The sequence below is a fragment of the Streptomyces sp. NPDC046900 genome, from assembly GCF_040644975.1.
In the GTDB taxonomy this organism is placed as follows: Bacteria; Actinomycetota; Actinomycetes; order Streptomycetales; family Streptomycetaceae; genus Streptomyces.
Genome location: NZ_JBEYXD010000123.1, coordinates 1 through 18713 on the forward strand (window position 1 = coordinate 1; position 18713 = coordinate 18713).

Sequence of the window (18713 nt, forward strand, 5' to 3'; positions counted from 1 at the left end):
CTCGACGAAACACCACCGACCGGTACCGGCCCACCCCGAATGAGACCCGACCCGCGAATCAGCGGCACAAGGACCACGTCGGAACAGCCGCCCACACAGGAAACACCGCAGCCCGCGGCGGTATCCCTGCCCGGGAACTGATCGGGTGGCATCCCAATACGGGATGACTCTTAGCTGGCTGGCGGCCGCAGCCGCTGGAAGGGGTGCTGCCACTGCGGACACTGCTGAACGTCCGCCGTCCGTCCTCCAGGCCGGAGCGCGGGCAATCGTTGTTGGTTCAGGTCCGGCCGGAGCGCGGCGATTGCCCCCAGCCCCGTCCGCGGACGGGCAGATCGCCACCCGTCCCCCGGACCGGTCCAGGGGAAACAGGGGGCACGGCGGCCCCGGGTCTCTTACCGCTTGTGGCCGTTCCCGTGTCCGTTCGGATGCAGGACGACCTTGGTCCAGCCCTCGTCACGGGCGTCGAAGTGCTCGTAGGCGGTGGGGGCCTCGTCCAAGCTGAGCTCGTGGGAGACGACGAAACTCGGCTTGGCCTTCCCTCCAGCGATCAGATCCCGCAGCGCCCGGTTGTACTTCTTCACCGGCGCCTGCCCGGTCCCCATGCGCTGGCCCTTGAACCACATCATGCCGAAGTCGATCGGGACCTTGCCCTGAGCTTCCAACTCCCCCTGGGCCTCAGCGCCGCCGGGGTCCTGGGGCAGGAACACGCCCACCACGCCGATGTCGCCCGTGAACCTGACCGAGTCGATCAGACCGTTGAGCGTGAGGCTGGCGTCCTCGTGTCCCTGGGGGTCGTGTGCCTGGTAGCCGACGCATTCGCAGCCGTTGTCGGCGCCCAGACCGAGGGTGGCCTCCTTGACGACCTCCGCCAGGTTCTGCTCGGCGGTGTTGATCGGGATGGCCCCGATCTCCTCCGCCTTGCGCAGCCGGTCGGGCTGGTGGTCGGCCGTCCAGACGCGCCCGGCGCCCTTGAGGAGGGCAGAATAGGTCGCCATCAGCCCAACCGGACCGGCCCCGAAAACGATCGTCTGGTCACCCGGTTTGACGTTGGCCATTTCGGTGGCGTGATAGCCGGTGGGGAAGATGTCGGCGAGCATCACATAGTCGGTCTGCCGCTCGGCGGCGTCCTCGCCCAGACGCAGCGCGTTGAAGTCGCCGTAGGGCACGCGCAGCAGCTCCGCCTGGCCGCCCTGGTAGGGGCCCATGTCGGCGAATCCGTAGGCCGCTCCGGCGAGGGCCGGTTCCGGCTGCATGGTCAGGCAGTAATTGGTCAGACCCCGCTCGCACTGCTTGCAGAAGCCGCAGGCGATGTTGAAAGGCAGGACCACGTACTGGCCCACCTGGACCTTGCGGACGGCCGAGCCGACCTCCACCACCTGGCCCATGTTCTCGTGTCCCAGGGTGCGGCCGGACTCGAACGAGGTGCGGCCTTCGTACATGTGCAGGTCCGAACCGCAGATGTTAGTGGTGGTGATCTTGACGATGATGTCGCAGGGGTGTTCGATCTTCGCGTCCGGTACGTCCTTCACTGCGACCGTTCGCGGGCCTTCGTATACCGCTGCTTTCATGGTGCCTTCCCTTGATGTCGCGCATGGCGGTGATGGAGAGGGCGCAAAGAGCCTGACTCTCGGAAGTGCTGCGACGGGGTCCGGGGCTCCGGCACGCCTCTGCGGGCCGTTCACCTGGATCAGATGGAACGGTCGTTTTGCCGCCGGCCCGCCAGGCGGAGCTTCGGCGCTCCGGCGGCCTTGCGTCCGGGTCCCCGTCGGCCCCCGAGGCGAAACAACCACGCATCGACCGATCAGCGGAATCTCCGGACCCGGACGACCACCAACCGACGGCACATCTGCGACTGAGGTCACCCGCTAGTGACCGTGGTCGTCCTGCAGCACGCTGCGACGCTCCTGTTCGCGCTTGGAGTAGGCGGCTGCCCGGATCGCCGCGTCGCTCTCCAGGCCCGATCCCAGCGCGCCGCCCACCGTGGCGACCGAAGCGACGAACCAAGACAGCGTCCAGTACTCCGTGGCGTGCAGCGGGGTTCGTGTCGTGGAAGCGAACACCCGGTCGTTGAGGATGAACAGTGCCCACACCAGGTTGATGACCACCAAACCCACGTAGCAGACGATTACCCCGATACCCACGGTCACGACCGTGGAGGCGTTGTAGAGAGCCGCCCTCTTCCTCGCCTCCGGCGAAACCTCATCCGTTCGATGCCACAGGTTCGCGTCCACGATCAGCCAGCCGATCATGAGAGCGACAGACCCGACCGTGGCGATCACTAGGCGTGGCGTGCTCAGGGAGGTGGCCAGGTTCCAGATGGTGGAGTTCACGGTGGCGACTGCTCCCGTGGCGAGTGCGGCCGCCAGGGCTTTGGACAAGCCCGGCACCAAACGCCACGGCCGGTTGGCGCGGACCATACCGAGGAGCACCCTCAGGTAACCGCGCGGCCCACTGACGACGTACCGCAGATCGGCGATCTCCTCCTCACCGACCTGGCCCGGATGGATGGGCGCGAGACGACCGATGAAGGGCCCCCGCAGCGGCTGACTTCGCGGAGGCCCCTCAGGCCCAGTGGCCTGCGGGCCCGCCAAGCTGAGCACGACTTCTTCCACGGCCTGCCGGGCCCTTGTCTGCAGCCGGAAGCCCCCCAGCGTGGGAAGAGACAGCAGCGCCAAGCCGTGTTCGTGACTCAGATCCACCACGAGCTTGTGCCCATGTGAGTGCAGCGGAAGGTCGGTGAGGGCCACGACGATGTCCCAGTTCCCCTCACTTCCGCGGTCCATGATTCGGTGCATCAAGGTGGGCGGGTCCTCGGCCCCCGCGGTGAAGGGCTCACTGACCACCTCGACGTCGAACCGTCGTCCCTGGCCCGACTTGTCGGCGAGCCGATCAGGAAGCATCCGGGCCATGCGCTGCGCGATCTCCGTGGGCGCGTCCGGATCCGCCAGGAGAGCCACGACCGTAACGCCCTGAGACGACACCCGCATGACTCCCTCTCGTCGGACCCCGCGATCGCGAGTGCCCACAGGATGCCCCCGAGGTAACGCCGACGCCGCGTGACACGCAGGCCCCCGCCAGCAGGTGCAGGCGGTATGGTCAGATCTCCTCGTCCTCCCCGTACAGGGCCTGCTCCACCACCAGGCCACACGGTTGCGTGCGCCACCGCGAACACCAGCTCCGCGCCACCCCGGTCGGCACCGCACGCCGCGCCACCGGACACCCGGCTTCGGTGTCCTGCCCGGAAGTACGCAGGCAGGGGGCAGGCGAAGGCCCCGACTGGTTCGGGGGATCCCAGCCAGGGCCGATCGAGAGTGGGCGCGAGGGCGGTCGCCTCGCGGCGGGGGCTCCATAAGGCTTCAGCTGAACGATCGTCCTCATGGGCAAAGGGTGAGGCCCGGGGACACAGTTCCCTCCACGCCCACATACGGATCAACGGTGAAGCACGCTCGAGTGTTTCCTGGGAGCGTCTCATACCGGGGTTTCTTCGAGCGCTCGTGTGAGCGAGGCCCGGTGACGGCGCCTGTCGCGCGGTTCCCGGCGCGATCAGGTAATCAGTAACGGTGAACAAGGACGCGACCGACCCCTTCGTACATGTCCGGGGCGCCGGTGAGAACAACCTGCGCAACATCGATGTCGACGTTCCGCGGGACGCGATGGTCGCCTTCACCGGCGTCTCCGGTTCGGGCAAGTCCTCGCTCGCGTTCGGCACGCTCTACGCGGAGGCCCAGCGGCGCTACTTCGAGTCCGTAGCACCGTACGCCCGAAGACTGTTGCAACAGGTCGGCGCACCGCACGTGCAGGAAATCACCGGACTGCCACCGGCCGTGGCCCTGCAGCAGCGACGCGGGTCGCCCAGCTCGCGCTCGACGGTCGGCACCCTCACCACGCTGTCCAATCTGCTGCGCATTCTGTACTCCCGCGCCGGCACCTATCCGCCCCGGGCCGCACGGCTGGAAGCCGAGTCGTTCTCACCCAACACCGCGGCCGGCGCCTGCCCGGAGTGCCACGGACTGGGCGTCGTGCACGACGTCGCCGAGGACCTGCTTGTCCCGGATCCCTCGCTGAGCATCCGCGAGGGGGCGATCGCCGCCTGGCCGGGCGCCTGGCAGGGCGCCAACCTGCGCAGTGTCGTGAGCGGCCTGGGGATCGACATCGACCGACCGTGGCGCCGGCTCAGGAAGAAGGACCGGGACTGGCTGCTGTACACGGACGAGCAGCCCTCCGTGTACATCGAGCCGGAGGAGGACCGCGTCGACTACGGCTACCAGGGCAAGTTCTGGAGCGCCCGCAAGCACGTCATGCATGTCCTCGCCGACTCCAAGAGCGAGAAGATGCGCGAACGGGCGCTCCGGTTTGTCAGGAGTGTGCCCTGCCCCGCGTGTCACGGCAGCGGACTGCGGCCCGAGGCGCTCGCCGTGACCTTCGCCGGGCGTTCCATCGCCGAGATCAACGCGATGCCGCTCACCGAGGTCGTGGCGCTGCTGCGGCCCGTCGCGGGGCGGTCCGAGGTCGACGCCACCACGTCGACCGCACGATCCGGGGAGACGACCGAGGTCGCGGTGCGGATCTGCGGCGATCTGGTCGCGCGGGTCGAGGTGCTGCTCGACCTGGGCCTCGGATATCTCAGCCTCGGGCGCCGCTCGACGACCCTGTCGCCGGGCGAGGCGCAGCGCCTGCGGATCGCCACCCAGTTGCGCTCGGGGCTGTTCGGCGTGGTCTACGTCCTCGACGAACCTTCCGCGGGCCTGCACCCGGCTGACGTGGAACCGCTGCTGGAGGTGCTGGAGCGCCTCAAGGCGGCGGGCAACTCGCTGTTCGTCGTGGAGCACGACATGGACGTCGTACGGCGGGCGGACTGGGTGGTCGACATCGGCCCCGGTGCGGGCGAGGGCGGCGGACGCGTGCTGTACAGCGGCCCGGTCGCCGGTCTTGAACGGGTCGGGGAGTCGGCCACGAGCGAGTACCTGTTCGGGCGCGCCCAGCCGCTCGATCACCGCCCGCGCACACCGCACGGCTGGCTGCACCTGCGCGGCGTCTCCCGCCACAATCTGCACGACGTGTCCGTCGACGTACCGCTCTGCGTACTGACGGCGGTGACGGGCGTGTCCGGTTCCGGAAAGTCGACGCTGGTGACGCAGGTGCTCGCCGAGGTCGTCCGCGGCCACATCGGACTCGTACCCGAGGAGCCCGATGAGGCACAGCTGGAGGTCGACGTCCAGGACGCGTCGGGGGTCGAGTCGTTCGACCGGCTGGTCCAGGTCGACCAACGGCCCATCGGCCGAACTCCCCGGTCCAACCTGGCCACGTACACCGGGATGTTCGACGCGGTGCGCAAGCTGTACACGGCGACGGACGAAGCCAGGGCGCGCGGCTACTCGGCCGGGCGGTTCTCCTTCAACGTGCCCGAAGGGCGGTGCGAGACCTGCCAGGGTGAAGGATTCGTCGCGGTGGAACTGCTGTTCCTGCCCGGCACCTACGCGCCGTGCCCGACCTGCGAAGGCGCCCGGTACAACGCCGAAACGCTGGAAGTCACCTACCGCGGCAAGAACATCGCGGAAGTACTGGCGCTGTCCGTCGACGCCGCCGCCAAGTTCCTGTCCGCCGTCCCGGCCACCTCCCGCAGTCTGGAGACGTTGCGCGAGGTGGGACTGGGGTACCTGCGGCTGGGCCAGCCCGCGACGGAACTCAGCGGCGGTGAGGCGCAACGCATCAAACTGGCCACCGAACTGCAGCGAGCCCGCCGCGGGCACGCCCTCTATCTGCTCGACGAGCCGACGGCGGGGCTGCACCCCTCGGACATCGCGCTGCTGCTGCGACAGCTGCACCGGCTCGTCGACGCCGGCAACACGGTCGTCCTCGTCGAGCACGACCTGGACACGATCGCCACCGCCGACTGGGTCATCGACCTCGGTCCGGGCGGCGGCGACGCGGGCGGGCGGGTGGTCGCGGCGGGCCCGCCGGCCAAGGTGGCGAGGGCCCGCCGCAGCGCCACCGCACCCTATCTCACGGCCCGGCTCGCGCGCTCTGACGACAGCGCGAGGGGCTGAGCACCGGTCAGCCGGGTTCGGGGCGCAGGGTCGCGCGCGTCGCCATGCTGCGTTCCAACTTGTGGCGGATATTGCCCTCGAGGTGTCCCGTCCGGGCCCACTACACGATGAGTTCGGCGACGTGGCGCATCTTGATGTCGGTGTGCTTGGAGATCTCCCGTAGGACGTCCCCGCCGTCCTCCGCGCGCGGGCCGGCCAGCGTGACGACGATGCTTGATCGCCCTGCAGATCGCCCTGATGCGGGCCCCGGCCGCATGCTGGTGGGCGCGGCAGACCGTGGAGTCGACGTTCAGGTCTCACGTGATCGCACCCTTCGCCTCGGCCAGAGACTGGAGCCGGGTGAGGATCCGGTGCCAGGTGCCGTTCCGCTGCCATCGGCGGAACAGGTCGTAGACCCGGCCCCCCGGCCCGTACTCGACGGGCATGTCCCGCCACGGAACACCGGTACGGACCCGGAACCGTATGCCGTCCATCAACTGCCGCCGAAGCCAGACAGGCGGCTGCCCCTCCCCGGCACCCTTCGGCACCAACGGCTCCAGCACCGCCCACTGCTCGTCCGTGAGACCTCCCCGCTCTATGAACCGTGATCATTCACAGCCCAAGATCCATTTTCGATACACGGCCTGGTTGCGCCCGGAACCTGCGGTGAACCGCGTTCAGTTGGAGGACGTGCCCGCGGGTGAAGGAGCGCAGGAAGATGCCCAGGGTGGGGCCTGCACCCCGTGCAAGGCGACCCGTAGGTCCGCCAGTCCAGCAGTGTGCCGCAGCGTCCGCAGTCGGCGCCGACGTGCTGCGGCGTCCGCGGGGCTGATCGTGATCGCCGCGTGGGAGTGGAATTCCCACGGCATCGAACCAGCCATCCTGATGGCGCTCATCGTGGTGATGACGATCACCACTTGGGCGTGGCGACATTCGACGCGGCTGCGCGACGGTACGGTCCGGCGGCCGTACGGAGGCGACCGCCACGGCTGACCGGCCCGTGGGGTGGAGAGCGGGCCCACCTCCACCGTGCACCGCCTGCTCTCTCCGCGGCGACGAGGCCTTTGGTTCAGCCGGGCATGGGGTGGTGCGCCCGGGCGAACTGCTCCACCACGGCGGCGCAGAAGGCGGCCAGATCGGCCGGGCCGCGGCTGGTGACGAGCTGCCCGTCGACGACCACCTCCTGGTCGGCGACGACCTCCGCGCCGGCGTTGCGTAGATCGGTGCGGATGCTGGGCCAGGACGTCAGGCGGCGGCCGCGCACGGCGTCGGCCTCCGCCAGGGTCCACGGGCCGTGGCAGATCGATGCGACCGGTTTCCCGCTGGCCATGAAGTCCCTGCCGAACTGCACCGCGTCGCGGTCCATGCGCAGTTGGTCGGGGTTCATGGTGCCGCCGGGCAGGAGCAGGGCGTGGTAGTCGTCGACGGAGGCGTCGGCGACCAGGCGGTCCACGGGGAAGGTTCCTGCCGCGTTGAGGTCGAACTGGCGGGCCTGGATCTCGCCGGGATGGAACGAGACGATCTCGGTCTTCGCCCCTGCACCCTGTAGCGCACCGCGCGGCTGGTCGAGCTCCACGCGCTCGACGCCGTCGGTGGCCAGAATCCCCACCCGCATCCCCCGAATTCCTGCGTCATGGTATGGCTCCCTTCACGAGTCGCTGGTTGTACGACGCGAGCGGCAGGGACACCCGGCAGGGCCCGTCCGGATCCCTTTTCCGGACCGGGGACTGCAAGGCGCGGCCGAGGGTGCCCCGAGCGCACGTCTGCGCGCGGTCAGCCGGAGCTGCCTCCGAGTCAGGACGACCTTCGTCCAGCCGTCGTCACGGGCGCCGAAATGCCGGGAGCCGTGTATCCGACTGCTGCATTGTTCAGTAGGAGTTCGTGGGAAACGATCCAGGACGGCTCGGCCTTCCCGGCCCGGACCAGGCCGCCAGGCGAGTTCGGTGACCTGCCAGACGGTGGGAAGACGCCGGAAAGCATCACGTAGTCGGTCCGCCGCTCCCTACCCTCTTCCGGCAACACCAGGCAGTTGTGGTCGCCGCAGGTAACGCGCAGCAGTTCGGCCCGCCCGCCGTTGTAGGGACCCACGTCGGCGAAACCGTACGCGGCCCTCGGGTTTGTCGGGAGTGGTCAGACAGAAAGCCGTCAGGCAGGCCCTTCTTGGGCCTTTCGGCACGCGTATCGGGGACGTTCTTCACGCTCACGCCGCGCGATCCCTCGTGGACGACAGCTTTCATGACTCTTCCCTCGGCGTGTCAGAGCAGCGGGGACGAGACGGACCCTCGAAATGACCTTCCGAGTCAGGCGTCGTTGTGAAGGCAAGGGGGTGTGATTTTCCTGGCCAGGCGATCAGCCGCGCTGAAACCGCGATCGCGAATCCCCGAGCACCTGCGGCGCGACCCGGTGGCAGGGTGGTCTTGCGCACCAGCGCGGTGCGCGAGTACGCCGACTTTACGGCAACCGCGGGACCCGACCTGCCGCGGCAGTCCCGCAGCCCGGCGTGAGCGGTCGCGTGTGGCAAGAATGACCCCATGCACATTGTGATCGCGGGCGGACACGGAAAGATCGCGCGCCGGCTGACCCGGCTGCTCTCGGCGCGCGGCGACAACGTCACAGGGCTGATCCGCAACCCAGACCACGCCGACGACCTGCGCGCGGACGGCGCGGAACCGGTGGTGTGCGATCTGGAGCACGCCTCGGTGGACGAGGTGGCCGGCCACCTTGGCGGCGCCGACGCGGCACTGTTCGCCGCGGGCGCCGGACCGGGCAGCGGCGCGGCCCGCAAGCAGACGGTGGACCGGAACGCGGCCATCCTCCTCGCCGACGCGGCCGAGCGCGCCGGGATGCGCCGCTTCCTGGTGATCTCCGCGATGGGCGTGGACAGCCCGCCGCCGCCCGGCACCGACCCGGTGTTCGCCGCCTACCTGAAGGCCAAGGGCGAGGCGGACGCCGACATCGCCTCCCGTCCGGGGCTGGACTGGACGATTCTGCGCCCGGGGATGCTGACCGACGACCCCGGTAGCGGCCGTGTCACGCTCGCCAAGCACACCGACCGCGGCCAGGTGCCGCGCGATGACGTGGCTGCGGTGCTCGCCGCCCTGCTCCACGAGCCCAGGACCGCCGGGCGCATCCTCGAGCTGATCAGCGGGTCCACCCCGGTCGAGGAGGCGGTGCGCGCCGTGGCCGGCGGCTGACGCCGCAATCCGCCCTCGCCCGGGTGCCGGTAATGACTCACACCCGGGCACTTTAACAGGCGCAGCGCAGCGAGGCCGACACGGTGTTCCGCAAGCTGAGGGACATCGCCGCGCCGAGCGGTACACCCTTCGAGCACGAGTCGATCGGCTACGCTTTCGGGCACGTCGAGGCGATGTTGGAGAAGGGGCAGACGTCGAGGAGGCCCGGGACAAGCTGGACTGGCTGGAGAACGCCCTGGCGCGCACCGGGCACACGGGGCGCGGTGTCCCATACGTGGGCGGCCCGTGCGACGGCGGCCACAACCCCGACGGCGAGATCGACGCCATCCTCTGCATGGTTGGTCCACCGGCCGATGGGTGGCTCGGTGTCCTCCGCCCTCCTCCACCACCGTGGCAGCCGCAGTCGCGCGGGTGTTGGAAACGGCGATGAGGACGGCTCCGGCCACCGCAGCGGCCACGCCGCCGATCACAACACGCGCTTTGCCGGCGCGCCCGAGGCCGTTTATCTTCGGCTGCAGGCCGTTCACCGTCGGTTCTGGTGGTACCCGCTTGCGAGGTCGTGGGCTCACCGGTTCACCCTGGTTTTCGTAAGTCGATGCATTCGCATTCTCCCTGTGTGAGGGACCAGCGCCGGACAGCGTCGGTGCCGACGACCTGGCTGACGGCCGATGGTGCGGGCGCTGTCCGGTCGCGGATCGCCTCTCTGGACGACGCTGGATTGCCGTTCGCACGGTGAGGCCGCAGACGTTCCACCACGGCCTGAGAGGGGAGGATGGACGTGAGCGACGAAGGAGGCCCGTCATGAAATCCGGAGCCCCTGATTACGACGCCTGGTACTCGCGCACACCCTCGCAGGCCGAGGGCGAGCGGGACGAGACGGGCGAGCGTACCGCAACGGAACAGCACCCGGACGTCCCCCGGAGCGAGCCATCCCAGGCGGAGGGCGAGCGGGGCGACGACGCCTAGCGCCACTGGACGACCCGTTCGCCGGGGGCCGGGTGAGGGTGCACTTTTCCCGGCGCTGTCACCGGTTCCCGGCCCGCCTGCCGTCCAGCAGTCCGTGCAGGTGGGCGGCGGCGTTCTCGATGTCCGCGTATTTCTGCTGTCCGGCGCGTACCTCGGCAGAAAGCACACCGCAGCGGTGGACGCGCTCGAAATCGCCGTAGGGGAACTTGTACCGGCCCTTGGTCTCCTCTCCCATCTCGTCATCGATGCCCAGGTACCACCTGGCGTACTCGTTGAATCCGTGCTCCTCGAGGTAGGCATTCTCGTCCGCTGCCGAAGGCCGGTGCTCGCTCCACTCGTCCCGGTCGTCCAGGACGATCCGGCCCTCTTCGGTCAGTTTCTTTGCGTGGTTGAACGCCATCGCGTTCAGTTTCACCGTCATGCCGTTTACCGCCCCATCGACAGTCCTGTTCAGATGTCGGCTGCTGCCGCCCGGATATCCTGTTGAGCCTGCCCCATCAGCTCGTTCAAGTCGCCGACCTCAGGAGTGAGTTCCCGCGCGCGCGGCGCGATCTGCTGCAGCCATGCCGCAGTGGCCAGGGCCAGTTCGACGGCCTCCCGGGTCCGCTCCTCGCCGAGCAGTTTCTCGACCTTGAAAGCAATGCTCGCGAGCGTGTCGTCATCGGTGGCAGGCACCAAGTAGGACTCCAGGCCCGGCGGATACGGTGTCCGCTCCCGGTACTCACGCATCGCGGTCACGACCGCGGGCACCGCGCTGTACCTGTCGAGGAGACCCATGAAGACGTACAGGCGGGCCACCAGCCGTGGCAGGCCGGGGTGCCGATCCAGCCAGGCCATCAGTTCACGCTGATCACCGACGTGGGACATGATCTGCGACATCTCCGCTGCGACCCGGTTGGGCCAGGTCCAGTGGAAGGGCAGCAGCCGCGCCACCTGATGGGCGAGCGCCGCCTCGCCCTCCGCGTCCAGCGTGCCGGCGGCGAATTCGGCGACCTGCCTGTGGTCCAGTCCGTAGTCGGCCGGCGCCGCCCGGTCTTGTGAGCTCTGTGACGAGTCGTGGCGCAGACGCAACAGCTGTGTGCCGATCTTGCTCAGTGTCCGATTCCGCATTGTTCCTCCCAGCTCGCGATGTGTTCTTCATCGTCCGGAGCGGCCGAACGACCAGTTCCTGCTCGGATCCACGCGACCGCCCCACCACCCCCGCAGTTCGCCGGACTGCAGCGAACGCAGCAGACCTCCTAGGGTGGTCCGGTCGCGTCGGCGCCGGGCTCCCTGGCGGTCCTCGGTGTGCGAGACGCGCAGGCGTCTGTCGATGTCCAGTCGGTTCATGAGTCGTAGGTCGGCGAAGGTCCGGCTCAGGTAGCGCAGGCCGATGGCGCAGTGATCCATGGCGTCCAGACCGCTGCGCAGGACCAGCCTGGTGCCGCGTGCCGGACGTCCCCGCGGATTCAGGCGCAGGTTCTCCTTGGCCGACCAGTTCTATGCCTAACAGAACGCGCGGACGGTCAAGAACGCGGCCGAGTACTACCGGACGATGTTCGGTGGGCAGGTGTCGTCCTGGAACCTGCGTGACCGCCACATGGTCGAGACCCTGGAGGCGCTCGCCGAGCATCTCAGCCACCGGCGGAGCAGCCCCGCCAGAATCGTCGTGTGGGAGCACAACTCCCACCTCGGGGATGCCCGGGGCACGGAGGCCGCGCTCCGCGGCGAGCTCAACGTCGGCCAGTTGGCGCGGCAGGCGCACCCTGATGACTGCTGCCTGCTGGGCTTCACCACCTACACCGGCACGGTGACAGCCGCGGACGACTGGGGAGGACCGGTCATGCGCAAGGCGGTGCGCCCGGCACTCGTTGAGAGCGTCGAGGACATGTTCCACCAGGTCGGCGAGAAGGAGTTCCTGCTTCCGTTCAACCGGACGCCCCTGGCCGCCGACACGCTGCGCAAGGCGCGCCTTGAGCGGGCGATCGGCGTCATCTACCGGCCGGAGACCGAGCGGCAGAGCCACTACTTCCGCGCGCGCATGTCGGACCAGTTCGACGGCGTCATCCACATCGATGGGACCCGGGCAGTCGAACCCCTGGAGCGCACGGCCGAGTGGCAGGAAGGCGAGGTCCCCGAGACCTACCCGTTCGCCGTATGACAACTGCCGCCGCCTTACGAGGCACCGGAGCCGCCCGCCCCGTGCCAGAGGCCCTGCACCCTGAACCACACTCCCGGACTGAACACGGACTCCACTGCCGCAGGCAGTCCGACCGGCACCCGGATGACCCTCAGAGCTCCGCTGGGGTGCAGGTCGTAGGCGTAGTTGAGTTCGTTCACCACATCTTCGTAGGCGACGTCCCAGATGGTGCGGTTGGTGTAGCCGTTGGGATCACCAACCTCTACGAGCTTAATGAAGACGGACATATCTCGACCATATGCGCGAAACCCGCGATCGCGCCCGCTGGGCACATGTCCGGTTCCCACCGCCGCGCGTACCGCGAGGGCCGCCGCTTTTCTGACGACGCCCCCCACGAGCCGTTGCCGGTGCCACGGTGTCTCCTAACGCCCGATCACCCTGTCGGTTGACATCCGCCCGCCGCGGGCTCCCCTAGCTAGGCCGTCTTGTTTGGATCATGGGATCGATGGATTGGGTGTGCCGTTGCCTGACGTCCAGCGGGTGCGGATCGATCGCGTCCCTTCGGGTGGGACATCCGCTCACGGCCTCGCAGTAACGGTGGCGCAGCGCGAACGCCCAGGTACTGGCCCTGCCGGGCAGGTCAGCCTGCCGTCGCGGCCTCGCAGCGCCGGCATCCCGGCGGCCACGGCGCGGTCGTCGGGACGGGCGCGGTGGGCGGGGAACCGCGCCTGACCAGGGATCAGTCGCGCAGCAGAAATGCGGCAGCGGCCAGGCGGCAGCCCGTGGACAGCAGGCAGGACGCGCCGAGGGTGACGACATCGTCCTCCCCGGCGGACTCGAACATCAAAGTGGCGCGCGTCGACGGCTCGAACACCGCACCCTACTGCTCCGGTGCCGTCTCGCGAGAGGCCGGATTCCTGACCCGTGCGCCGTGCATTGCCGACCCTCCGAGAACCGCCCGCTCGTCCGCGGTGTCTCAGCCCGCTGGGTCGATTCCGACCGCGCGATTTGGTCACCGGGCACCGATGCCGATCGCATACCCGGCGCGCAGCATGGCATTCGTCGACCCCCGAGTACTCACGCCGCTGCCGGCCCCGGTGAGTTCATCCCGGCCCGCAACCGAAGACGGGTCTGCCTGACCATCAACGGCAGCTACTGGGTCGGGGCCGCCGTTGGGAGCCTGGGCGCTTCGTCCTGCTGAACACCGCCTGGTTCCCCGCGGACGTCGGCTGGCGGGTGGCATTCGGGAACGGCGGCTTCCTCGGACTGGAGATCATGCTGGTCCGCCGCACCGTTCCGGAGAGCCCTCGTTGGCTGTTCATCCATGGGCGGGAGAAGGAAGCCGAGGAGATTGTGGACCGCATCGAGTCGGAGGTGCTAGCCCGGGAAGGCATCGAACTGCCGCCGTCCAGCGGGTACCTCACCGGACGGCAGCGGGCGTCGATCCCGTTCCCGGAGATCTCTCGGGTGGCGGAACAGCGCTATCCGCGTCGGCCGCTGCTGGGCCCGGCCCTCTTCGCCGGGCAGGCGTTCCTGTACAACGCCGTGAGCTTCCGACCTGGGCACGATACTCAGCGGCTACTTCGGGGTGGCCCCTGGCGCGGTACCGCGCTCCATGCTGCTCTTCGCGATCAGCAACTCCTCGGTCCCCTGCTGCTCGGGCGATTGTTCAACACTGTCGGGCGCAAGCCGATGATTATGGCGAGATACTTCGGCTCGGCGGTCATCGCGATCGTGCTGGGCGTGGTGACCATGACCTCAGCCCTGTCCGCGTGGCAGTTCTCCGTCCTGGTGGCCGTGGTGTTCTTCACCGCCTCCGCCGGTGCGAGCTCGGCCTACCTGACGGTCAGCGAGGTCTTCCCGATGGAGAGCCTGTGCATTGCCCTGTTCTTCGCGGTGGGCACCGCCGTCGGCGGCATCACCGGGTCCATGCTGTTCGGTCAGTTCGTGTACAGCGGCAGTCTCACCCTGGTCGCGGTCGGCTTCCTGATCGGCGCTGGGGTGATGGCGCTCGGCGGCGTGGCCGAGGTGTTCTTCGGGGTGCGCGCTGAGCAGCAGTCGCTGGAGAACATCGCCCGGCCGCTGACCGCCGAGGAGACCGAGTCCGACTGGCAGCACCCGGGCGCCGCCGTAGCCCGCGACGAGCGCGCCACGCACCGCAGGGAGCACGAGCGGGCCGGTGCTCGCCGGTACCGGCCAGGTCCCGGCGGCCCGCCGTACTCCCCGGGGATGGCCGGCACCGGTGGTCCGACCAGCCGCACCGCGGCCGACCGGTCGCACAACGAGGAGATCGACGAGGTGGCGGCGGCACTCGAACGGTACGGGCCGTCCGGCCGGCAGGCGCCTGAACAGGCCGTCAGGGGGCGCGCCTGGGGCCCTGGCCGCTTCCGCAGCGCCCTGAAGGACACGGTCGAGAAGTCCCGGGCGCAGCGGCTGTCCTCCGGTGCCTATACCCCGCCGGCCCGGGCCGGCCGCTGACGGGAGGGATGTGGAAGATGTCCGACGGTACGGCCACCAGGCCCGCGGCGTTCGTCTTCGACCTGGACGGGACACTCGTCGACAGCGTCTACCAACACGTCATCGCCTGGCAGCAGGCGTTGAGCGAGATGGGCATCGGCCTGGCGATCTGGCGGATCCACCGGAGGATCGGGATGAGCGGTGGCCTGCTCGTGCAGGCCATGATGCGCGAGACCGGCGTACGGCTGACGCCGAAGGATGCCGATGAACTGCAGAACGCCCATCACCGCCATTTCGAAGGCTGGACGAACGCCATCCGGCCGCTGCCCGGAGCCGCCGAGCTTCTCCGGACGCTGACAGATTGCGGCGTCCCCTGGACGATCGCCACCAGCGCCCGCCGGGACGACGCCGCACCCATGTTCGCCAGACTCGCCGTGCCGCCTGACGTGCCGACGGTCACCCGCGAGGATGTCAGCCGCGCCAAACCCGACCCCGATCTGTTCCTGGCGGGCGCGGCGCGGCTCGGAATCCCCGCCCGCGACTGTGTCGTCGTCGGAGACAGTGTGTGGGATCTGCTGGCTGCGCGGCGGGCGGAGGCACTCGGAGTGGGGCTGCTGTCCGGAGGATACGGGCAGGACGAACTGGAGCGGGCCCAGGCGTTCCGGGTGTACGCCGACCCCCTCGACCTGCTGGGGCACATCGACGAACTCGGCGTCCGGGACGCGCACGGCGCCTGAGCGCGACGCATCCGTCCCCGGGCGGTCCGGCACCCGGGGACGGACGAGGATGGCGGCACGGCTCAGGAGGCCGGTGCGGTTCTACCGCCGGCCTCGCTGGTCTTGACGCGGACCACCACGTCTGACGCCTCTTCCAGGCTGTGGTCCAGGTTGTTGAGTAACCGCTCGTCGTCGGTGCGGACGCCCCGGAGCATGGCGGCGTCGAGGCTGTCGCCGATCTCATCGGCGAAACGCTCTGCCGCGCGGGCGGCGGCCGCCGCCTTGGCCGCGACGGCGAACTCCTCCTCGATGTCCTTCAGGAGGCGTTCCGGAGTGTGACCATCGTGCCCGGTCCGCACGGCTGACGGCAGCCCCGACCTCAGCCGCCACAGCACGCGGCCGGTGCTCACGGCCTGACCGCCCAGGATGATGAAGGCCTCGGACAACGGTCCTCGGGCGGTCAGCTGCTCCAGGCGGCGATTCAGCTCGTGGATGTGGTAATCGACCTCCTGGATGTGGTCCTCCAGGGTCTGCCGGTGGTCCCTCGCGGGTTCGGCGGCCAGATCCGCCCGCAACTGGCCGGCGACCGCCTCCTCGGCATCGCGGACGTCGCGCAGCAGCGGGATGACCGCTTCAGCGGTGACTGCCATCAGAACTCCTCACAGGGCGATGGACAAAGGCGGCCGGAGAGCTTGCCTGGGTGCCGCGGGGCAGCGGGCGAACGCTCGCCGCCCCGTCCGGCCTGGGGGACCGGAGGTCAGTCCCCCTTCTTGATCTCCACATGCCGGGCCTTCGCCGGCTGGGCCTTGGGCACGGTCACCGAGAGCACGCCGTCGGACAGCGCGGCGTTCACGTTCTCGGCCCGCACGTCACCGGGCAGCACCACCCGGAACTCGAAGCGTCCGGTGCGCCGGGTCCGGTGCCGCATGACGCCTTTGCGCTCGCGCTCCTTGATCTCCCCGGAGATTGCCAGTTCCCGGTCGTTGATCTCCACGTCGATGTCCTCGTTCCTGACGCCGGGCAGGTCGAGTTCGATCACATACGCGTCGTCCGTCTCGGAGATGTCGGCCTGCGGGATCCAGGGCATCTCTGCCGGCGTGGCGCCGGGCCCCACGGTCGACTCCAGCAGCCGTCCCATCTGGTTGAACAGATCGTCAAACTCGGCGAGAGGGTTGCGTGTCCACGCGGTGGCCCCGGGCTCCGCCAGGGCGCCGACTCGCTGTCGGCGTGCGGGTAGCGTCATCAGAACTCACCTCCACGAGTTACATTTCCGGTGTTTTGGACGTATCGGTGTACCCGGCGGGAGGTTGCTCAGATACCTCCGGCCGGGAAGTCAGGCGGCGGCGAGTGTGTTCGATTCGCTATCCATGGGGCGTTCCGGTGTCTGCATGCCGTGCGGGGCGAATCAGGACTGGTCGAGTTCGTCCTGGACCGACGGCTTGGGGACGTCACGCAGGTGCTGCGATTGGCCGGGGCGGCCGCCGTCCCGGGCCTGCTCCGCGCGCTGCGCCGCGCTCAGGTCCAGGTCGGATGCCGGGTCGACGCGCACCGACCTGGCCACCTCATCCCGGTTGCCGTACTCGTCCGGGGGAATGGCGCGAAGCGCCTTGACCACTTCCTCGGGCGCTCCGGCACTCTCGGCGGCCTGGACCAGTTCCTCTTTGCCCGCAGGGAAGTCGACGTCCTGCCGCGCGTCCAACACGTCCCGTACGCTTGTGGAAGACATATCTCCTCCTCGGTTTTTGTCCCGGGGCACTTCGTACTCGTGCCCTACCTGTGGCATTCCTGGCAAAACCGGCTGCTGGCGATGTCGAAGCATTCCGGGGAATCCTGTGCCCGACGCCCGAATCCAGGGGAGATCACATGCCCGGCAATATCGAACGTGCCGCCCTGCGCGCCGCGGCTCAGGCCGCCGAGCAGATCCTGGCGGACGCCGCCGAGCGGGCTGAGCAGGCCGAGCGGCAGTACCCGCAGGACCCGTACGCCGAGCGCGTCGCCGAGGTCGGGATGCTCACCGGTGCGTTGAGGGTCCTGCTGGACGCGGTGCGCCCCTTTACCGAGGAAGGTGAAGAGGGCGGGCAGTGACCGGCGCTTTCGGCACCGGCCGCGAGGTCCGCGTCGGCATTTCGATCGCCGTTTGGGGCAGTGCATGCGCGGTACCTGTGATGGGTTGCAGGGTGGTCCCACTCGCCTTCGCTGACGTGGCGTTCCAGAGCCTCCAGCACGGTGCGCACGACTCGTTCGATGCCGCCGTCGACCGCGTAGGGAAAGTCGTCCCGGACGCGCTGGATGAATTCCTCGCCGCTCAGCTTCACTGGTGTCTCGGATGGCTTCCATCCGTCGTAGTAGACGCCGCGGATCAGGGTCGGAAGCTGCACCCCGAAGTGCGCGGCCCCGTCGACGGAGAGGCGGTCCCGTAGCCCGTGCAGGACGGCGCGCAGTGCGGCGTACGACCCCTTCCGTCTGTCCTCGCCCTACCAAGCGATGGTCCGCAGAGCCTAATCAGCAGTCCAGAAGAGGTGGCGGGACAGGGGGAACAGCCTGCTGAGCCATGGCCGGCAGCAGTTTCAAAACCATCCCTGCCCCGCTCGCGCGACCCCATCGTCGCGAACGATCGGGCCGTGCGAAAGAAGGTAGGGCAGTCTCAGCCGGTGCTCGAAGGTACCGGGGAACCGACGAAATGCGCTCATCAGGATTTACATCCCGTCAGCGGAGATCCCTTCCTGCGACCAACAAGATCATTTCCCACTTCCCAGATCACGTTAGGTACGGGTTGAGGAACGCTGGGACGCCGTCTACCAGAGCATCTACCGCACCGCACTGACCATGCACGCCGAGCCCGGCTCGGCCCTCGCCGGTCTTCAAGGCGAAGCCCAGCGACGGCTGCCCACCGCACACCTGCTGAGCCGCGTCGCCGTTACCGGCGCACGACCACTTCACCGCGCCGCCCGGTCCCCGACTGCTCCCAACGCGACGGCGCCCGAGGCCGGTTTTGGAACGCTTGTGACGGCGGTGCGGCCCGTCGGCGACCGCAACGCCATCCTGGTTCGCCGCCGCGACGCTCAGGCGCCAGGATGCGCCGGCGCCTTGAGTTTCCAGCCGCTGACGCTGCACCCCTGGGCCGGGAACCGCGCACAAGGCGACCACACTTGCGTGGCTCTCACCGGTCCACGCCTCCCATCACCGGGTCGATGCTCGCCACCGCGACGATGACGTCCGCGACCTGCCCGCCCTC

20 protein-coding genes and 4 pseudogenes are annotated in these 18713 nt (G+C 69.0%); 9 read left to right on the forward strand and 15 right to left on the reverse strand.

Annotated elements, in window-relative coordinates:
* Positions 1–392: 392 nt before the first annotated feature.
* Positions 393–1568 (reverse strand): glutathione-independent formaldehyde dehydrogenase, encoded by a 1176-nt coding sequence (locus ABZ904_RS46465; RefSeq protein WP_361830192.1) that lies wholly within the window; start codon positions 1566–1568, stop codon positions 393–395.
* A gap of 297 nt (positions 1569–1865) precedes the next feature.
* Positions 1866–2987 (reverse strand): hypothetical protein, encoded by a 1122-nt coding sequence (locus ABZ904_RS46470; protein WP_361830194.1) that lies wholly within the window; start codon positions 2985–2987, stop codon positions 1866–1868.
* Positions 2988–3560: 573 nt separating this feature from the next.
* On the opposite strand from ABZ904_RS46470, the gene uvrA reads away from it, so the two are divergent.
* Positions 3561–6047 carry an excinuclease ABC subunit UvrA gene (gene uvrA / locus ABZ904_RS46475; protein WP_361830196.1) on the forward strand — a complete coding sequence of 829 codons (2487 nt, stop codon included), beginning with the start codon at positions 3561–3563 and terminating at the stop codon, positions 6045–6047.
* Positions 6048–6343: 296 nt separating this feature from the next.
* Here the strand turns inward: uvrA and ABZ904_RS46480 are convergent, their stop codons facing one another.
* Positions 6344–6589 carry a transposase gene (locus ABZ904_RS46480; protein WP_361004280.1) on the reverse strand — a complete coding sequence of 82 codons (246 nt, stop codon included), beginning with the start codon at positions 6587–6589 and terminating at the stop codon, positions 6344–6346.
* Positions 6590–6860: 271 nt separating this feature from the next.
* Between ABZ904_RS46480 and ABZ904_RS46485 the strand changes: the two genes are divergently transcribed.
* On the forward strand, positions 6861–7019 hold the full coding sequence (locus tag ABZ904_RS46485; protein WP_361830198.1) for a hypothetical protein: 159 nt from the start codon (positions 6861–6863) through the stop codon (positions 7017–7019).
* Between the two features lie 76 nt (positions 7020–7095).
* Here the strand turns inward: ABZ904_RS46485 and ABZ904_RS46490 are convergent, their stop codons facing one another.
* On the reverse strand, positions 7096–7641 hold the full coding sequence (locus ABZ904_RS46490; RefSeq protein WP_361830200.1) for a type 1 glutamine amidotransferase domain-containing protein: 546 nt from the start codon (positions 7639–7641) through the stop codon (positions 7096–7098).
* A 344-nt stretch (positions 7642–7985) separates the two neighbouring features.
* Positions 7986–8135, reverse strand: a pseudogene (locus ABZ904_RS46495) (aldehyde dehydrogenase); the annotation flags it as partial.
* Positions 8136–8431: 296 nt separating this feature from the next.
* On the opposite strand from ABZ904_RS46495, the pseudogene ABZ904_RS46500 reads away from it, so the two are divergent.
* From ABZ904_RS46500 to ABZ904_RS46510, 3 genes and pseudogenes are all read left to right on the forward strand, one after another.
* Positions 8432–8530: pseudogene (locus tag ABZ904_RS46500) on the forward strand (hydrolase); the annotation flags it as partial.
* 27 nt (positions 8531–8557) lie between these two features.
* The gene (locus ABZ904_RS46505; protein ID WP_361004289.1) at positions 8558–9220 is read left to right on the forward strand and encodes an SDR family oxidoreductase; all 663 of its coding nucleotides are present in this window, start codon (positions 8558–8560) and stop codon (positions 9218–9220) included.
* An 801-nt stretch (positions 9221–10021) separates the two neighbouring features.
* Positions 10022–10186, forward strand: coding sequence for a hypothetical protein (locus ABZ904_RS46510; protein ID WP_176986079.1), 165 nt, complete (start codon positions 10022–10024; stop codon positions 10184–10186).
* 58 nt (positions 10187–10244) lie between these two features.
* Here the strand turns inward: ABZ904_RS46510 and ABZ904_RS46515 are convergent, their stop codons facing one another.
* Genes ABZ904_RS46515 through ABZ904_RS46525 form a run of 3 tightly spaced genes read right to left on the reverse strand, consistent with a single transcriptional unit; the run spans position 10245 to position 11575 of the window.
* Positions 10245–10607 (reverse strand): hypothetical protein, encoded by a 363-nt coding sequence (locus tag ABZ904_RS46515; RefSeq protein WP_361004292.1) that lies wholly within the window; start codon positions 10605–10607, stop codon positions 10245–10247.
* Positions 10608–10636: 29 nt separating this feature from the next.
* The gene (locus ABZ904_RS46520; protein ID WP_361004295.1) at positions 10637–11296 is read right to left on the reverse strand and encodes a hypothetical protein; all 660 of its coding nucleotides are present in this window, start codon (positions 11294–11296) and stop codon (positions 10637–10639) included.
* Between the two features lie 27 nt (positions 11297–11323).
* A complete protein-coding gene (locus ABZ904_RS46525; protein ID WP_361004298.1) occupies positions 11324–11575 on the reverse strand; it encodes a hypothetical protein in 252 nt (83 codons plus the stop codon).
* Positions 11576–11687: 112 nt separating this feature from the next.
* Between ABZ904_RS46525 and ABZ904_RS46530 the strand changes: the two are divergent.
* Positions 11688–12326 (forward strand): annotated as a pseudogene (locus tag ABZ904_RS46530) (erythromycin esterase family protein); the annotation flags it as partial.
* 14 nt (positions 12327–12340) lie between these two features.
* On the opposite strand, the gene ABZ904_RS46535 reads toward ABZ904_RS46530, so the two are convergent.
* The gene (locus ABZ904_RS46535; RefSeq protein ID WP_361004301.1) at positions 12341–12592 is read right to left on the reverse strand and encodes a hypothetical protein; all 252 of its coding nucleotides are present in this window, start codon (positions 12590–12592) and stop codon (positions 12341–12343) included.
* Positions 12593–13044: 452 nt separating this feature from the next.
* The gene (locus tag ABZ904_RS46540; protein WP_361004304.1) at positions 13045–13179 is read right to left on the reverse strand and encodes a hypothetical protein; all 135 of its coding nucleotides are present in this window, start codon (positions 13177–13179) and stop codon (positions 13045–13047) included.
* A gap of 362 nt (positions 13180–13541) precedes the next feature.
* Between ABZ904_RS46540 and ABZ904_RS46545 the strand changes: the two genes are divergently transcribed.
* Both ABZ904_RS46545 and ABZ904_RS46550 read left to right on the forward strand, forming a co-directional pair.
* Positions 13542–14783, forward strand: a complete 1242-nt coding sequence (locus tag ABZ904_RS46545) for a hypothetical protein (RefSeq protein WP_361004307.1) — start codon at positions 13542–13544, stop codon at positions 14781–14783.
* A 17-nt stretch (positions 14784–14800) separates the two neighbouring features.
* Positions 14801–15499 carry an HAD family hydrolase gene (locus ABZ904_RS46550; RefSeq protein WP_361004310.1) on the forward strand — a complete coding sequence of 233 codons (699 nt, stop codon included), beginning with the start codon at positions 14801–14803 and terminating at the stop codon, positions 15497–15499.
* 62 nt (positions 15500–15561) lie between these two features.
* Here ABZ904_RS46550 and ABZ904_RS46555 read toward each other — a convergent pair whose 3' ends face one another.
* From ABZ904_RS46555 to ABZ904_RS46565, 3 genes are all read right to left on the reverse strand, one after another.
* Entirely contained in the window at positions 15562–16128 is a 567-nt protein-coding gene (locus ABZ904_RS46555) for a hypothetical protein (protein WP_361004313.1), read from the reverse strand.
* A 107-nt stretch (positions 16129–16235) separates the two neighbouring features.
* Positions 16236–16721: an Hsp20/alpha crystallin family protein gene (locus tag ABZ904_RS46560; protein WP_361830205.1), complete on the reverse strand. Its 486-nt coding sequence runs from the start codon at positions 16719–16721 to the stop codon at positions 16236–16238.
* A gap of 162 nt (positions 16722–16883) precedes the next feature.
* Complete coding sequence (locus ABZ904_RS46565; protein ID WP_361830207.1) at positions 16884–17204, reverse strand: DUF2795 domain-containing protein; 321 nt, start codon at positions 17202–17204, stop codon at positions 16884–16886.
* A gap of 137 nt (positions 17205–17341) precedes the next feature.
* On the opposite strand from ABZ904_RS46565, the gene ABZ904_RS46570 reads away from it, so the two are divergent.
* Positions 17342–17563, forward strand: coding sequence for a hypothetical protein (locus ABZ904_RS46570; RefSeq protein ID WP_361004322.1), 222 nt, complete (start codon positions 17342–17344; stop codon positions 17561–17563).
* A gap of 152 nt (positions 17564–17715) precedes the next feature.
* Here the strand turns inward: ABZ904_RS46570 and ABZ904_RS46575 are convergent.
* Both ABZ904_RS46575 and ABZ904_RS46580 read right to left on the reverse strand, forming a co-directional pair.
* Positions 17716–17919: pseudogene (locus tag ABZ904_RS46575) on the reverse strand (DUF2267 domain-containing protein); the annotation flags it as partial.
* A gap of 719 nt (positions 17920–18638) precedes the next feature.
* On the reverse strand, positions 18639–18713 hold a 75-nt coding region (locus ABZ904_RS46580; RefSeq protein WP_361830209.1), incomplete at its 5' end, for a hypothetical protein.

What these genes read in the sequence shown, in the direction of transcription:
- ABZ904_RS46465 (WP_361830192.1), bottom strand. Translation starts at nt 1,568, where the DNA reads ATGAAAGCAGCGGTATACGAAGGCCCGCGAACGGTCGCAGTGAAGGAC.
- ABZ904_RS46470 (WP_361830194.1), bottom strand. Translation starts at nt 2,987, where the DNA reads ATGCGGGTGTCGTCTCAGGGCGTTACGGTCGTGGCTCTCCTGGCGGAT.
- ABZ904_RS46490 (WP_361830200.1), bottom strand. Translation starts at nt 7,641, where the DNA reads ATGCGGGTGGGGATTCTGGCCACCGACGGCGTCGAGCGCGTGGAGCTC.
- ABZ904_RS46505 (WP_361004289.1), top strand. Translation starts at nt 8,558, where the DNA reads ATGCACATTGTGATCGCGGGCGGACACGGAAAGATCGCGCGCCGGCTG.
- ABZ904_RS46510 (WP_176986079.1), top strand. Translation starts at nt 10,022, where the DNA reads ATGAAATCCGGAGCCCCTGATTACGACGCCTGGTACTCGCGCACACCC.
- ABZ904_RS46515 (WP_361004292.1), bottom strand. Translation starts at nt 10,607, where the DNA reads ATGACGGTGAAACTGAACGCGATGGCGTTCAACCACGCAAAGAAACTG.
- ABZ904_RS46520 (WP_361004295.1), bottom strand. Translation starts at nt 11,296, where the DNA reads ATGCGGAATCGGACACTGAGCAAGATCGGCACACAGCTGTTGCGTCTG.
- ABZ904_RS46525 (WP_361004298.1), bottom strand. Translation starts at nt 11,575, where the DNA reads ATGGATCACTGCGCCATCGGCCTGCGCTACCTGAGCCGGACCTTCGCC.
- ABZ904_RS46535 (WP_361004301.1), bottom strand. Translation starts at nt 12,592, where the DNA reads ATGTCCGTCTTCATTAAGCTCGTAGAGGTTGGTGATCCCAACGGCTAC.
- ABZ904_RS46550 (WP_361004310.1), top strand. Translation starts at nt 14,801, where the DNA reads ATGTCCGACGGTACGGCCACCAGGCCCGCGGCGTTCGTCTTCGACCTG.
- ABZ904_RS46555 (WP_361004313.1), bottom strand. Translation starts at nt 16,128, where the DNA reads ATGGCAGTCACCGCTGAAGCGGTCATCCCGCTGCTGCGCGACGTCCGC.
- ABZ904_RS46560 (WP_361830205.1), bottom strand. Translation starts at nt 16,721, where the DNA reads ATGACGCTACCCGCACGCCGACAGCGAGTCGGCGCCCTGGCGGAGCCC.
- ABZ904_RS46565 (WP_361830207.1), bottom strand. Translation starts at nt 17,204, where the DNA reads ATGTCTTCCACAAGCGTACGGGACGTGTTGGACGCGCGGCAGGACGTC.
- ABZ904_RS46570 (WP_361004322.1), top strand. Translation starts at nt 17,342, where the DNA reads ATGCCCGGCAATATCGAACGTGCCGCCCTGCGCGCCGCGGCTCAGGCC.